Genomic DNA, 14489 nt, shown 5'->3' with positions numbered 1-14489 from the left:
AGTTGGGTGATCCCATCGCACGGGATGCGGTCGAGGCCGTGATTTCTCACGCGCGTGAAGAGGCAGCCAGCCGAGTTGCAGAGCTGAGCCGGCAACTGGAGGAGGCGCGCACCACTCTTGCCGCCCTCGAGCAGGACGTATGAGCGACTCACTCGTGTTCTCACACTTGTTGTTGCTACTGTTCTGCCGACACCGCTGAGAGGGAGTACATGTTCAAGAAAATCATGCTCGTCGTCGTGGGGGCGGCTGCAATCGTAGCCAGCGTCGGCGTGGGGACCGCATCCGCGGCCGCTCCAGCTGCTCTCGGCGGCGGCTCGGGAATCATCGTCGGCGGTCAGGCGGAGTGCACGCTGACGACGATCGGTAACGACCGCAACGGAAGTCTGGTGGGGTTCACCGCAGGCCACTGCGGCCGCGCAGGCGACTCCATCGTCCCCGAATACGACACCTCGCTTGGTGAGGTCGGCCGTATCGCGTTCTCCAACCCGGAGTACGACTACGCCGTCATCGAATTTCAGCGTGACAAGGTCGCCCCGATCAACCGCGTCGGCAACGTGACCATCAGCCAGGTGGGCCCGCCCACCGGGTTCCCGAACATCGTCTGCAAGGAAGGCCGTACCACCGGCAACACCTGCGGCCTCGCGTACGGCGACATCCTGCAGTCACAGGAGACGTGGGCTCAGCTGTGCGTCGTCGAAGGTGACTCGGGCAGCCCGGTCGTCGTCGGCAACACCCTCGTCGGCATGGTCAACGCTTATCTCGGCCTTGCGTGCTTCGGCCCCGAGGTCGGCACCAACTTCGATGCGATTCTTCGCAACGTCGATCAGGGCAACGGACTCGGCGCAGGATTCGTCCCGGCCCCCTGATCTTTCGGCTCCGGCCGTAGCTCGACCGAATGCCCCGCTCGGTGCACCAGACGTACCTCGAGCGGGGCATTCGTCGCTTCGAACGTCCGACTGTTGTCAACCGACAGATGTGGCTGAATCGGCAGCCCGGATGTCGGCGACGATGCGTTCCGCGTCGTTCGGGGCGATCCCCAGCAACACCAGGCTCGACGTCGTGGCAGCCCCGGCCGGGTCGGTGAGGAGTCCGGCATTGGTGGCGTCGAGGATCGACAGCGCGATGGCCTCGATGTTGAGGATGAGGACGTCTGCGGCCTGATAGGACGAGAACACGCCCTCGCGCTGACCGCGCCGGATGACGGCGGCGGCCGATTCTCGCATTGGTCCCAGAATGTCGTGAATGCTGTTGTGTCCCAGGCTTGTTCGTGCCACTGCCAGTAGCAGCCGGTACTGATCGCCGACGCGCGTCAGGGCCAGTGTCTGCCGCACGAACACCGTCACCGCCGATTCTTCCGCAGCAGGAACGCGGGCCAGCGCGGCCGATATACGTTCCGCTGCCTCCAGTGCGATGCCGTCGATCAACGCTTCGCGAGAGGCGAAGTGGGCGTAGACCGTTCGCCGGACGACCCCTGCCGCGGCCGCAACATCGCTGATGGTCGCCTCCGGATTGTCCGCCAGTACCCGTTGTGCGACATCGAGAATTCGCGCACGGTTCGAGCGGGCGTCACGTCGCTGCACGGGGGGCGCTGTGGCATCCCGTGCGCTCGCTCTCGACTCCGTCGTCTTGCGCACAGTTCAACATCTAGCACGATCGCGTGCCCAGAGTGTGGCTGCCGCCACAAAAGATTGCAGATCTTAGACGATCCTTCTTAAGCTGCACAGCACTGTGCAAGGTGTGTCGTACTTTGCCAATGGGGGGGAACACAATGACGTTGCTTGCGATGACGCCTGTCGAAGATATGCACAAACCGTACGCACGACGCTGGTCGGCGCTGGTGGTCCTGTGCCTGAGCTTGTTGATCGTGGTCATGGCCAACACTTCGTTGCTGGTCGCAGCGCCGTCGATGACCATGGACCTGAGCCTGTCGAGCAGTGACCTGCAATGGGTGATCGACGGCTACACCGTCCCTTACGCGGCGTTGATGCTGCTGTGTGGCGTGATCGGCGATCGCTACAGCCGACGAGGCGCTTTGATCCTCGGCCTGATCATCTTCGTCGCCGGGTCGATCGCCGGGGCGCTCACCGACGCCACTCTCGGCGTCATCCTGGCGCGCATCGTCATGGGCGTCGCCGCAGCAATCGTCATGCCCGCGACCCTGTCGCTCTTGGTCTCGACGTTTCCCAAGCGGGAGCGCGCCACCGCGGTCACCGTGTGGGCGGCCACCTCCGGACTCGCCATTGCAGCCGGTCCGCTGTTGGCCGGCTTGCTCCTCGAAAGCTACAGCTGGCACTCGACATTCCTGATCAATGTGCCGATCGCGCTGGTGGCCATCGTCGGAGCAGTCATCCTGGTTCCGCCGTCGCGGGCCGTCGACCCGGGCGTGATCGACTGGATCGGTGGACTGCTGTCGGTCCTGGCCGTGTCGACCATCGTCTACGCCATCATCGAGGGAATGCACTCCGGCTGGACCGTCGGACCGTTGTACTTCGGGCTCGTCGGACTGTTGTCGGTCGTGGGGTTCGTGGGATGGGAACTGCGACATGCCAATCCGCTGCTCGACGTGCGAATGTTCTCCTCTCGCATCCTCAGCGGTGCCACCCTCGCGGTGCTGGTGTTCTTCCTCGTCACGTTCGGCGCGATCTACTTCGTCGCCCAGTATCTCCAGTTCGCTCTCGGTTACGGACCGGTGTCCACCGGCGTGCACCTGCTGCCGCTGGCCGGTGCGGTGTTCGTCGGATCCGGCATCACGATGTGGCTGACGCCCAAGCTCGGACCTCGCGTGACGGTGACCGCAGGAATGATCGTGGGGACACTGTCCGTCGTCTCACTCATCGGGATCGACCCCACGGCAACGTACATCGACTTTCTGCCTGTGCTGAGCCTGCTCGGACTCGCTATCGGTCTGTCCGTCTCGCCCTGCACCGACGCCATCATGGGCGAGTTTCCGGACAGCAAGCTCGGTGTGGGTGGCGGACTCAACGACACTGCCCTCGAACTCGGCGGATCTCTCGGAATCGCCGTGCTGGGATCCGTGCTCGCAGCGTCGTATCGCCAGGGGATCGAAGGCTTTCTGCAGACTTTTCCGGGTAAGCAACCGAACGGCCAGTACAGCGGCCAGGCCGCGGAAGGGCTTGCTGCTTCCCAGGATTCGCTCGCAGGTGCGGTGATCGTGTCCGACATCATTCGCGAGCAGAACGCTTTCCTGAGCGGCTTCGCCGACAACCTCGAGGCCAACGCGGTCGCGGCGTTCGGTGTTTCGGTAGCGCACACGAGCCTGGTGGCGGCCGCGGTGTTCGGTGTCGGCACCGTGATCGTGGCGGTGCTGATCCCCTCGAAGAACACCGCCCTGACGACGACGTCAGAGAAGATCGCGTTCGAGCCGATCGTGGCCTTCGCCGTTCCGCGGGTCAAGGACGCAGCGGCCGACCGCGAGGTGGCCGAACTCGAGCAGCTACTGGAGCGGCCGTCGCTGGCGAAGTCCGAGAAGCGCGAGAAGGCCGAAAAGCGTGATGCGCCGAAGGTCGTGAGGAGTTCCGAGGAGGCCACGCCGAAGGCTGCGAGCACGGCACTGGTGGACGCCGAGCTCGAGCGCCCCAGCATCTACCAGCTGGCCTCGAAGGTGCACGAGTTGGACGTCTCGGTGGCCCGACTGGCCACGATGGAGGGCACGTCCGGGGATCGGGTGACGATTCACCAACTCGCGTTGTCGAATCTGGCCCGCACCCGACGCATCGAGGCAGAGGAAGCCCTCGATGCTGCACTCGAGCTCAGCGATCTCCCGATTGCGCCCGCGCCGACGCCCGCCCCACCCGCTGCGCCGCTGCAGACCTTCTACCAGAGGGCAAGCAAGCAGCACGCGACCTGCACCGAATTCAAGGAGCGCTCGAGCTCGATGTGGGCCATGCCGCTGTAGGTCTGCCTCCGGTCCCCTCCCCTTCGCGTGAATGGACCACTTGAAACTGCCCAGACGTATGCAATGGTCCATTGACGCGGAAAGGGGGGGTGGTGTGGGCGGGGGCGGGTGCGGAGCTAGATCAGCACCGCGCCGTTCGATGCCGATCCCACCAGCTTGGAGTACTTGGCCAACACTCCACGGGTGTAGCGCGGCGGCAGTGGTGCCCAGCCCTGAGCTCGGGAGTCCATTTCGGCTGCATCGACGAGCAGGTCGAGGGTGCCCGTGCCGACGTCGAGTCGGATCTGATCTCCGTCGCGGACGAAGGCGATGGGACCACCGTCGACGGCCTCGGGGGCCACGTGCCCGACGCACAGGCCGGTGGTGCCGCCGGAGAATCGGCCGTCGGTCAGCAGCAGAACATCCTTGCCGAGTCCGGCACCCTTGATGGCTCCGGTGATGGCGAGCATCTCGCGCATTCCGGGTCCGCCCTTGGGTCCCTCGTAGCGGATGACGACAACGTCACCTGCGGCGATGGTGCCGTCTTCGAGTGCATCCATGGCTGCGCGTTCCCGCTCGAAAACTCGTGCGGTACCGACGAATACGTCGGAGTCGAAGCCTGCCGATTTGACGACGGCCCCGCCTGGGGCGAGGGTGCCCTCGAGGATGGTGATGCCGCCCGTCGGATGGATCGGCTTGTCGAGGGCGCGCAGCACCTTCCCGTCGGGATCCGGCGGTGCGATGTGAGCGAGGTTCTGCGCCACGGTCTTTCCGGTGACGGTCATGCAGTCGCCGTGCATCAGGCCGGCGTCGAGCAGCGCCTTCATTACGACGGGTACTCCGCCGATGGCGTCGACGTCGGTCATGACGTGCTTACCGAACGGCTTGACGTCCGCCAGGTGGGGAACTTTTGCGCCGACGCGGGTGAAGTCCGCCAGGGTCAGATCCACCTGAGCTTCGTGAGCGATGGCCAGTAGGTGCAATACGGCGTTGGTCGAGCCACCGAAGGCCATGACGACGGCAATGGCGTTCTCGAACGCTTCTTTGGTGAGGATGTCGCTGGTACGGATACCGCGTCGCAGCAGGTCGACTACGGCCTCGCCGCTGGCGTGCGCAAATCCGTCTCGTCGACGATCCGGTGCGGGCGGGGATGCGCTGCCGGGCAACGACATTCCCATCGCCTCGGCTGCGCTGGCCATGGTGTTGGCGGTGTACATGCCGCCGCAGGCTCCCTCGCCGGGGCAGATGGCGCGTTCGATGGTATCGACGTCGGCCCGCGACATCAGCCCACGCGAGCAGGCCCCGACGGCCTCGAATGCGTCGATGATCGTCACCTGGTGTTCGCTACCGTCGGACAGGGTGGCGAAACCGGGCAGTGTGGAGCCGGCGTAGAGGAAGACACTCGCCAAATCCAGGCGTGCTGCGGCCATGAGCATTCCGGGCAAGGACTTGTCGCAACCGGCGAGCAGGACGGAACCGTCGAGACGTTCTGCGCTGACGACGGTTTCGACGCTGTCGGCAATGACCTCACGGGAGACCAGCGAAAAGTGCATGCCCTCGTGACCCATCGAGATGCCGTCGGACACCGAGATCGTGCCGAATTCCAGCGGGTAGCCGCCGGCAGCGTGGACGCCCTCCTTGACTGCTTTGGCCAGACGTTCGAGCGAGAGGTTGCACGGGGTGATCTCGTTCCACGACGACGCGACACCGATCTGAGACTTTCCCCAGTCGTCGTCGCCCATCCCGACGGCGCGGAGCATGCCGCGGGCAGCTGTCTTCTCCAGGCCATCGGTGACGTCGCGACTGCGTGGTTTGACGTCGACGTCGGCAGGCTGATTTTCTGGGGGATTCTGCGGGGTCGTCATGGCACTCCTGAACGGTCGGCGGACGTGGATCATCGGGCGCGTCCTGGAGGTTCCACTCCTCCGGTCGCATTTCACCGTCAACACTAATCCCGCTGCTTCCGACCGCTCGCCGGGGCGACGGATCACCGTCACCCTGCATGTGGAGATGACTGTCGGGTGGGTCCTGCGGCCTGGTTCGTTCCCGCCCGAATGCATGACGCCCGAATGCATGACGCCCGATGCATGACGCCCGGAGCCAGCGCTACTCCGGCGGTAGCAGCTCGGTGCGGAATTCAGGTGCCAACGTTTGCGATTTCTCGATGAACGCGTGCATGGCGGACTCGTCGAGGGGAATCGGAGCCTCGGTGCGGCTGGCAACGGGTTGGCCGACCAGAGCGAAGAACTCATCCTGGCCCGCAGGGGTGCACATGCACAGCAGCCGCGCGGCTCGATCGGAGCGGTTGACGAACGAGTGCGGGGCATTGGCGGGGATGTTCATCGTCACCCCAGCTCCCGCGGTCACTGTCTCACCGCGGAACCTCACCTCGATCTCTCCGTCGAGGACTGTGAACATCTCCTCGAAATCGTGGCGATGCGGCGGCGGTCCACCGCCCGACGGAACGTGCATGTCGATCAACGTGTACTTGCCGTCGGAGTCGGCACCACTGACCAGGATCGTGTAGGTGTCGCCGACCAATCCTCTCGTCGTCGGCCCGCGCGACGGTGAGCTCGCGGGACGGATCGTCGTCCGGAATTGCGGTCGGTGTTGGTTCCTCGGACACAGAGGGCTCCTCGAGTGGATCGAAGGGAAGAATTCATCCGGTTGCGAACGTATTCCTGATGGGCTCCGTCCAATAGAGGCGAAAGACCCGATGCCGGCGAAAAAGACTTCACAACTTCGAATGGGACATGACCTGCTGACCGGTCGACGACCTCTACCGGAATGCCCTGCATCGAGTGACGAATGGCCCTGTCGAGCTGCGCGAGCCGGGGGCGACAGTGATGTGGAGACGCCGCATCGCGGTGGGAGGTCGAGGAGTGAAGATGAACGGTCAGCCGGATTCGGCAGTGTTGGAGATGTTGGTGGAGCTGGCGTGTCGCGCGCCGTCGGTACACAACAGTCAGCCGTGGAGGTGGACCTACTCCGCACACGGACTCGATCTGTACACCGACCGCTCCCGGTTGCTCGGGGTGATAGACCCCACCGAGCGGCAGATGGTGATGAGCTGCGGAGCTGCGTTGGACCATCTTCACAAGGCTGCCGCGGCGTTTCGGTGGACGGCCGACATCGACGTGTTGCCCACACCGGGTGCGCCGGATCATCTCGCGCGGATCCGTTTCGCACACGACGCGCATCCTCGGTCGCACGAGTTCGATCTGCTGGCTGCGATCAACCGTCGCCACTCGGACAGGCGGGCGTTCGGGGCAGTATCCGCCGGTCGAGATCTGACGAAGTACGTGGGCCGAGACACTCACGGCGTCGAGCTGACCGTCCTGTCGGCAGAGTCCACCCAGACGTTGGCGAAGGCCTCGATGCTGAGCGCGAGCATCCGAAAGTACGACGCGACGTATCAGGCGGAGATCCGCTGGTGGGCGGGGCATTCGTTCCGATCGGGAGGGATTCCACCCGAGGCCCTGACGGACCACGCGGATGCGTCGAGGGTCAGGGTAGGACGGCAATTCCCCGAACCGCACCGGGTCGCCAGGGTGCTCGCGCAGGAACCCGTCGAAGACGAGGCCACGGTGGTCCTGCTCGGTACGGAATCCGATGATCGTCTGGACTGGTTGAACTGCGGCCGAGCCATGTCCTCGTTCCTGCTGGCAGCGACCGCAGACGGGCTGGCCACGTGCCCCTTGACCCATATGACAGAGCAGTCGGGTAGCAGGCAGCTGGTCGAGTCGCTGACTCCTCGAGGCGGAGTTGCCCAGGTGCTGATTCGAGTCGGTACGGCCATGATTGGCTCGCCGCCGCCCCGAACCCCGCGACATCCGGTGGCCTCGGTGCTGTCGGTCCCCGTACCGGCTCGCGTAGTGAACAGGAACCGATCATGATTCTCGCAGCTCATCAGACAATCGTGGTGGGCGTAGATGGTTCGTCCAGCAGTGCCGACGCGGTTCAGTGGGCTGCAGGCCTGGCCGAGAGAGTGGAGTCTCCACTGCACATCGCCTCGGCGGTGACGCAGCCCGCCTTCTACATGGGCGAGTCCGCATCGGTCGTACCGAGGGAGGTGTGGGCCGAACAGCGCTGCGCGGCCGAACGGATCGTCACCGATGTCGCCACCGCAGTGCTGGCGCGGCATCCGGACAGTGTGGTGACCACGTCCGTGCACACTGCGACCGCGTCCGCGATGATGGTCGAGCTTTCTCGTACCGCGCGCATGCTCGTCGTCGGCAACTCCGGTTCCGGTCCGATCGTGTCGGCGTTGTTCGGGAGTACGGCGCAGACGACCTCCAACTCGGCGCTGTGTCCGGTGGTCGTGTGGCGGGAGGGAGCCGACATCGTCGACGCACCGATCCTGGTCGGCATCGACGGGAGCGCGACGAGTGAGGTCGCCGTCGATCAAGCCTTCGATCTGGCGTCGATGTTCGGTGTGCCGATGATCGCCGCGCTTGCCTGGAGTTCGTTGTCCCAAGGCGCGGCACTGTCCCTGCCGGGATCGCCCGACAGTACCGAGATCGAGCGTGAGCAACAGCTGCTGCTGTCCGAATCTCTCGCCGGTCGGAGCGAGAAGTACCCGGATGTGGCGGTGGAACATGTTGTGCGGCAGGGAAACCCTGCGCATCTGTTGATAGATCTGTCCAAGCGCGCCGGGCTCGTCGTGGTCGGCAGTCACGGCCGAGGAGTGGTGGCCAGAGCGCTGTTCGGATCTACCAGCAGCAACCTCACGCGACACGCGCACTGCCCGGTGATGATCTGCCGGACCGACGTCGATCACGACGAGGGGTCCGCTCTGTCCCGCATCTGACCGTGCCGAGCCGAGTCCGCAGCGCGGTGAGCGGCCTTGTGTGCGGAGCGGGTTCACGCGCCTGGCCGAGACCGCGCGGGTACGTACTGGCAGGGTAGAGGCCATGCGCTCGTTCGATCACGTTCTGCATCCGGGTTCGGTGCACGGGACCGCGGGCCTTCGGACGCGGCTGTTGTTGTATTTCTTGCTGGCCACGACTGGCCTGTATGCGGCCGGGGTGATCCTGACTCTCCTGCCGCACGGCGACCGAGTGACCGCCGACATCTCCGGTGGCGTCGTGGCCATCTGCCTGGGGACGGCCGGGGCCGCATTGTTGTGGCTTCGCCCCGGAACGTCGGTGGCGCATCGGTGGGCATTGGCTGCCGCCATGGTCTCGACACCTGCGGTGATGGCCTTCCATCACCTTGCGGCGGCGCAGAGCCAGTGCTTGTTGGCGGCAATGTTTCTGGCGATGTATATCCGGGCGTTCCACTCGGACGTGCCCGGCAGAGCGCTCATCGCCGTTCTCGTGGTCGCGGTCCTCTCGGCGGTGTGGGTCTCGCCCGCTCCGATGTATCCGATCTCGTACCTGGTCTTCGGCGTAGCGATAGCCGCTGCGGGAGAGGCGTTCGGCGTCGTGACCAAGGCTCTGATCGTCGCGTCGTGCACCGATCCCCTGACAGGGGTGTTCAACCGAGCCGGCTGGGAGATGACAACAGCCGAGCCGAGCGGAGGCAGAACGGCAGGGTCTCCGCTGGTGGTAGTGATCGTCGACGTCGACGATTTCAAGGCCGTCAACGATTCTGCCGGACACCGTGCCGGCGATGAATTGCTGATCGATCTGACCCGGGCCTGGTCGCGCGTGGCTCCTCGGGGCGCGGTGATCGCGCGCCTGGGTGGCGACGAGTTCGCCGCACTCCTGACCGGGCACGGCCGAGACTCGGTTGACGAATTCATCCGAACTACCGCCTGGTCGCTGCCCTATGCCAGCGTCGGGACTGCGGAATCGACCGACCCCGAGGAGCCGGTCTCGGATGTCCTCGCCCGCGCCGACGCGGTTCTGTACGAGGTGAAACGCGCTCGTAGAGAGAGCCGGTGAGCTATCGGTCGGCGTTGCCGCGACCGGTCGGCGGCGAGGCCAGATCGCAGTGCGGTGGACAATTCGACGCCTCGTCGCCGGTCCCGCGAATCAGTACCGCGGCTATCACGGCGCCGATCACCAACAGCCCGGCGCACAGGAGCATCGCGGTGTGGAAGCCGGCCGAGAACACCTCTGGCGCAGAGTAATCGGATCCGACAATACCGGCGAGCGCAGGCAGGGCGGCAACGGCCAGTAGTTGGCTGGTGCGCGCCACGGCGTTGTTGACTCCCGATGCGATACCGGCGCGGTCGGTGGACACCGCACCCAGAACGGCCCCGGTCAACGGGGCCACCAGCGTGGACAGACCGAGGCCGAAGATGAACACCGCGGGCAGAATGTCTGTGAGATAGGAAGATTCAGGGCCGATTCGCAGCATCAACAGCAGGCCGAGTGCCGACAACAGTGGACCGACGGTCATCGGGATGCGCGGCCCGATACGTCCGGCGACCCGACCCGCGCGGGCAGAGAGCAGGAGCATCAGTGCGGTGATCGGCAATGTGGCCACTCCGGCTGCGATGGGCGAGTAGCCCACGGCGAACTGCAGTTGCAACACCAGCAGGAAGAACACTCCGCCGAGGGCTGCGTAGACGGTGAACGTGACGAGGTTGGCCGCCAGGAACACCCTGGATGCGAACAGTGAGGGCGGCACCAGTGCCTCGTGTGAGCGACGCTCGATGACCACGAACAGGGCGATTGCGAGGACTCCGAGAGCCAGAGCCAGGATGTGCGATTCGATGAGCCCGTACGTGAGTAGGCCCAATGCCGCCGCGACCGTGACGGCACCGGGCAGGTCGAGCCGGCCCGCCGCATGTGGATCTCGGCTCTCCGGAACATGTTTCGCGGCCACCCACACGACCACGACAGCGAGTGGAATGTTGATCAGGAACACCGAGCGCCAGCCCACGGCGTCGACCAACCAACCGCCGAGCAACGGGCCGATCGCCGACGCGACGCCGCCCAATCCCGACCACAGTCCGATTGCCGCTCCTCGATCCTCGGCCTTGATCGACGCCGAGATCAACGCGAGAGACCCGGGCGTGAGCAAGGCCGCGCCGACGCCCTGCAGCAGCCGCGCCGCGATCAGCACCTCGATGTTGGGAGCGAGGCCGCACAGAACCGACGCGGTCGCGAACCAGACGGTGCCCCAGACGAAGACGCGTCGACGCCCGAGTCGGTCACCGAGGGATCCGCCCAGCAGAATCAGCGAGGCCAGCGCCAGGGTGTAGCCGCTCAGAGTCCACTGCAGACCGGTGACGCCGGAACCGAGGTCGCGACCGATCGCAGGGAGCGCGATATTGACCACGGTGGCGTCGAGCATTGCCAGCGACGAGCCGAGCACCGTGGCTGCGACGATCCAGCGTCCTCGCGCGCTCGAGAGCGCAATGCTCTCGGTGGTCACAACTTCTCGACACAGACGACGAAGTTGCGCGAGTCCTTTTCGAAGCCGTATTGCGCCGGGTCGGGGCAGTCGTCGACCGAGGAGGAGCCCTCCAGGATCGTGACGACTCGACGAGTGTCGGCACCGGGGGTGGCGCAGTCCACCCGTTGGGCGAATTCACCGACGAGGTCCATGCATCCACCGACTATCCAGTCGATGTCGAGGCACAGGGCTCCCTGCTCGATGTCGAAATAGGTTTCGTAGTAGTACTGATCGGCGTCCGCCGGGCATTCGGCCGAGGTCGGCGTCTTGGCGAAGACGACGTAGTTCGACTGCGGAGATCCGCAGTTCGCGTTGGCGATGGTTGCCTCGTCGACGGTCCCGCCGAGGCTCACGCAGTCGCCGATCTCGACGTCGATGTCCACGCTGCCGCCGTCGTCGACGGGCGGGGCGTTCGGGGTGGTGCGGGGAGGGCTCGTCGTAGTGGGCGCAATGGAGGCACCGGAGATGGCGACGGCAGTGCCGGACACCTCCGAGGCGCACCCGCCGAGGAGTATCAGGGCCGTGCCCGCGGCGAGCGCAGCGACGAGAGCGCGAACCGAACGACTAGGTGACGCCATGGTGAGTCCTGCCCTCGTAGATTCTGCATCGACCGTGTGTGTAGAAAATATCGGACTCGCTTGTCGGCCGCATGAGGCAGGATGATCTGCGTGGATCTTCCTCTTGCAGTCCCGGTCGCGCCGATGCTCGCCAAGGCGGCCAAAGTGGTGCCCGCGCAGCCCGCGGACGGCCCGCCGGCGTGGTCCTACGAGCCGAAATGGGACGGCTTTCGCGCCATCGTCTTCCGGGACGGAGACGAGGTGGTGCTGGGTTCACGCGGAGGCAAGGACCTGGCCCGCTACTTCCCGGAGTTGGTCGAGGCGGTCAAGGCCGAGTTGCCGGACAGGATCATCGTCGACGGCGAAATCGTGGTGCCCCGAGAGAAGAACGGTTCCACTCGGCTGGACTGGGAGTCGTTGTCGGAGCGAATTCACCCCGCAGCGAGTCGGGTGACGATGCTCGCGGAAAAGACCCCCGCCCAGTTCATCGGATTCGACCTGTTGGCCCTCGGCGACGAGGACCTGACGAGCGAGCCGTTCTCGACGCGGCGAGCGAGATTGCTCGACGCGGTCGGTGCGGGCGGGCCGAGCTGTTTCGTCACCTCGGCCACCGATGATGCCGAGGTCGCGCAGGACTGGTTCGAGCGGTTCGAAGGTGCCGGGCTCGACGGTGTGGTGGCCAAGAAGCTCGATGGGCTCTATCTGCCCAACAAGCGCGAGATGATCAAGATCAAGCATGCCCGCACCGCGGACTGCGTGTTGATCGGCTATCGAATCCACAAGTCCGGCAACGGTATCGGATCGTTGCTGCTCGGGCTCTACGACGGCGATGATCTGCGGATGATCGGTGGCGCGTCGGCGTTCACCGACAAGCGTCGGCTGGAACTGCTCGAAGAACTCGAACCGCTCCGACTCGGCGAGGACGTCACCTACGACGGTGAGGCGACGCGCTGGAATTCGTCCAACGACCGCAATTGGATTCCGGTGCGCATCGAGCGGGTCATCGAGGTGGCGTACGACCAGATGGAGGGTGCTCGGTTGCGGCACGTGGCCCGGTTCCTGCGTTGGCGACCCGATCGTGATCCGCGCTCGTGTGCCTACGACCAGCTCGAGGTTCCGGTGCGCTACGACGTGGCCGATGTGATAGCCGGGGGGCGATAGAGGTGGCCGCGAAAACGCCACCGGCGTTCGTGCAGGCCGGCGAGCGCGAGGTGCGAGTATCGAGCCCCGATCGGGTGATCTTCGAGGCCACCGAACGCACTCCCGAGATCACCAAGCTGCAGGTCTGCGAGTATTTCGCCACAGTCGGGGAGCCACTGATGCGGGCGATCGGCGACCGCCCGACAGCCATGGAACGGTGGCCCGACGGCTATCGCGAGGGCATGCGATTGGCGCTCGGTCCGCAGGACAAGGAGGGCGACGGCTTCTATCAGAAGCGGCTACCCAAGGGTGCGCCCGAGTGGATCGAGACGGTGAAGATCGCGTTCCCCAGCAAGCGGACCGCCGAGGAACTGTGCCCGTCCGAATCGGCCGCCCTGGTGTGGGCCGCTCAGATGGGGACCCTGACCTTCCATCCGTGGCCCGTGCGGCGACCGGAGGTGGACCATCCCGACGAGCTGCGTCTCGACCTCGATCCGCAGCCGGGCACCACCTTCGCCGACGCGTTGCGAGTCGCCGACGTGACGCGAGAGCTGCTGGAGGAGTTGGGCTTACGCGGCTACCCGAAGACGAGCGGTAATCGGGGCATTCATATCTATGTCCGCATCGAGCCGAAATACACCTTCGAGCAGGTTCGCCACGCAGCCATCGGTCTGGGCCGGGAACTCGAACGCCGCGACGACGGCGTGACCACCAACTGGTGGAAAGAGGAACGCGGAGAACGGATCTTCATCGACTACAACCAGAACAACAGGGACCGAACCATCGCCAGTGCCTGGAGTCTGCGGGCACGACCCGGGGCACCCGTCAGTACTCCGATGACGTGGTCGCAGCTGGCCGACGTCGCCGATCCGCGAGAGTACAACCTGGTGACAGTCCCGGAAATGTCGAAAGACGGGGACCCGTGGTCCGACATGGATTCTCGGGCCTACTCTCTCGAACCCCTTCTGCGCCTGTGGGAAACGTTGCCGGGCGGAGAGCTGAACTTCCCGCCCGACTACCCCAAGATGCCCGGCGAACCGCCTCGCGTGCAGCCCTCGAAGAAAGTCGCCGAGCACTGGGATGCGGAGGGAAATCGCACCGAGGGCTGACGGAGTTGCTGACGCATATTGATCACCCGATGCGCGCATGTCTTTTCGCTTCGCGATCGGCCTTGATTCCACTCATGGTCAGGATGACGCCGGCCCCGAGAGCCAAGGCGGCCGACAGCGTCAGCATCGCTGTCGCGGGGACAAAGCCCAGGACCAGTAGCCCTGCGATCAGCACCGCCGACGCCAGGCAGTGGATGGCACCAGCCATCATGTACGGGTACGCAACACGATGCGCAGCAACCCAGGCTTCCGCACTCGACTTGGTTGCTCGCGTCTTGATGCCGATGAGCGAATTGGGTTGCTGATCCGGCCCTTTGGTCACCGACGCCGTCATGTACACGGTCAGCGACAACGCGAACAGTGTCAGCGCAATCGCCACAGCTATGTCTCGAGCGGCATTTGCGTCCACAGTCGATCCTTCCGTCGGCTCCGGGTGCA

Annotated in this window: 13 protein-coding genes; 7 read left to right on the top strand and 6 right to left on the bottom strand. The window is 65.2% G+C overall.

Annotated elements, in window-relative coordinates; all coding sequences use genetic code 11:
* Positions 1-209 precede the first annotated feature (209 nt).
* Complete coding sequence (locus tag RHODMAR_RS02650) at positions 210-866, top strand: hypothetical protein (RefSeq protein WP_008711011.1); 657 nt, start codon at positions 210-212, stop codon at positions 864-866.
* A gap of 96 nt (positions 867-962) precedes the next feature.
* Here RHODMAR_RS02650 and RHODMAR_RS02645 read toward each other — a convergent pair whose 3' ends face one another.
* Positions 963-1580 carry a TetR/AcrR family transcriptional regulator gene (locus RHODMAR_RS02645; RefSeq protein WP_042937707.1) on the bottom strand — a complete coding sequence of 206 codons (618 nt, stop codon included), beginning with the start codon at positions 1578-1580 and terminating at the stop codon, positions 963-965.
* A gap of 188 nt (positions 1581-1768) precedes the next feature.
* Between RHODMAR_RS02645 and RHODMAR_RS02640 the strand changes: the two genes are divergently transcribed.
* Positions 1769-3916, top strand: a complete 2148-nt coding sequence (locus RHODMAR_RS02640) for an MFS transporter (RefSeq protein ID WP_008711008.1) — start codon at positions 1769-1771, stop codon at positions 3914-3916.
* A 116-nt stretch (positions 3917-4032) separates the two neighbouring features.
* Here the strand turns inward: RHODMAR_RS02640 and ilvD are convergent, their stop codons facing one another.
* Positions 4033-5760, bottom strand: coding sequence for a dihydroxy-acid dehydratase (ilvD, locus tag RHODMAR_RS02635; protein WP_008711006.1), 1728 nt, complete (start codon positions 5758-5760; stop codon positions 4033-4035).
* Between the two features lie 241 nt (positions 5761-6001).
* The gene (locus RHODMAR_RS02625; protein ID WP_008711005.1) at positions 6002-6436 is read right to left on the bottom strand and encodes a cupin domain-containing protein; all 435 of its coding nucleotides are present in this window, start codon (positions 6434-6436) and stop codon (positions 6002-6004) included.
* Between the two features lie 347 nt (positions 6437-6783).
* Between RHODMAR_RS02625 and RHODMAR_RS02620 the strand changes: the two genes are divergently transcribed.
* From RHODMAR_RS02620 to RHODMAR_RS02610, 3 genes are all read left to right on the top strand, one after another.
* Positions 6784-7791, top strand: coding sequence for an Acg family FMN-binding oxidoreductase (locus RHODMAR_RS02620; protein WP_008711003.1), 1008 nt, complete (start codon positions 6784-6786; stop codon positions 7789-7791).
* A complete protein-coding gene (locus RHODMAR_RS02615; protein WP_008711001.1) occupies positions 7788-8705 on the top strand; it encodes a universal stress protein in 918 nt (305 codons plus the stop codon). The genes RHODMAR_RS02620 and RHODMAR_RS02615 overlap by 4 nt, the downstream gene beginning before the upstream one ends.
* 103 nt (positions 8706-8808) lie before the next feature.
* A complete protein-coding gene (locus RHODMAR_RS02610) occupies positions 8809-9783 on the top strand; it encodes a GGDEF domain-containing protein (RefSeq protein ID WP_008711000.1) in 975 nt (324 codons plus the stop codon).
* 1 nt (position 9784) lies between these two features.
* Here RHODMAR_RS02610 and RHODMAR_RS02605 read toward each other — a convergent pair whose 3' ends face one another.
* Together RHODMAR_RS02605 and lppU are read right to left on the bottom strand one after the other, a co-directional pair.
* Positions 9785-11224: an MFS transporter gene (locus tag RHODMAR_RS02605; RefSeq protein ID WP_008710996.1), complete on the bottom strand. Its 1440-nt coding sequence runs from the start codon at positions 11222-11224 to the stop codon at positions 9785-9787.
* Positions 11221-11823 carry an LppU family putative lipoprotein gene (gene lppU, locus RHODMAR_RS02600; protein ID WP_008710994.1) on the bottom strand — a complete coding sequence of 201 codons (603 nt, stop codon included), beginning with the start codon at positions 11821-11823 and terminating at the stop codon, positions 11221-11223. The genes RHODMAR_RS02605 and lppU overlap by 4 nt, the downstream gene beginning before the upstream one ends.
* 90 nt (positions 11824-11913) lie before the next feature.
* On the opposite strand from lppU, the gene RHODMAR_RS02595 reads away from it, so the two are divergent.
* Positions 11914-12963 carry an ATP-dependent DNA ligase gene (locus RHODMAR_RS02595; protein ID WP_042937709.1) on the top strand — a complete coding sequence of 350 codons (1050 nt, stop codon included), beginning with the start codon at positions 11914-11916 and terminating at the stop codon, positions 12961-12963.
* A 2-nt stretch (positions 12964-12965) separates the two neighbouring features.
* Complete coding sequence (locus RHODMAR_RS02590; RefSeq protein ID WP_008710990.1) at positions 12966-14051, top strand: DNA polymerase domain-containing protein; 1086 nt, start codon at positions 12966-12968, stop codon at positions 14049-14051.
* Between the two features lie 22 nt (positions 14052-14073).
* On the opposite strand, the gene RHODMAR_RS02585 is transcribed toward RHODMAR_RS02590, so the two are convergent.
* The coding region (locus RHODMAR_RS02585) for an SdpI family protein (RefSeq protein ID WP_232433554.1) at positions 14074-14489 on the bottom strand (416 nt) is incomplete at its 5' end.

Origin of the sequence: Rhodococcus sp. AW25M09, from assembly GCF_000333955.1 — a bacterium.
Lineage (GTDB): Bacteria > Actinomycetota > Actinomycetes > Mycobacteriales > Mycobacteriaceae > Rhodococcoides.
The sequence above is the reverse complement of the archived record's forward strand: the minus strand, read 5'-3'. Positions and strand labels throughout refer to the sequence as shown.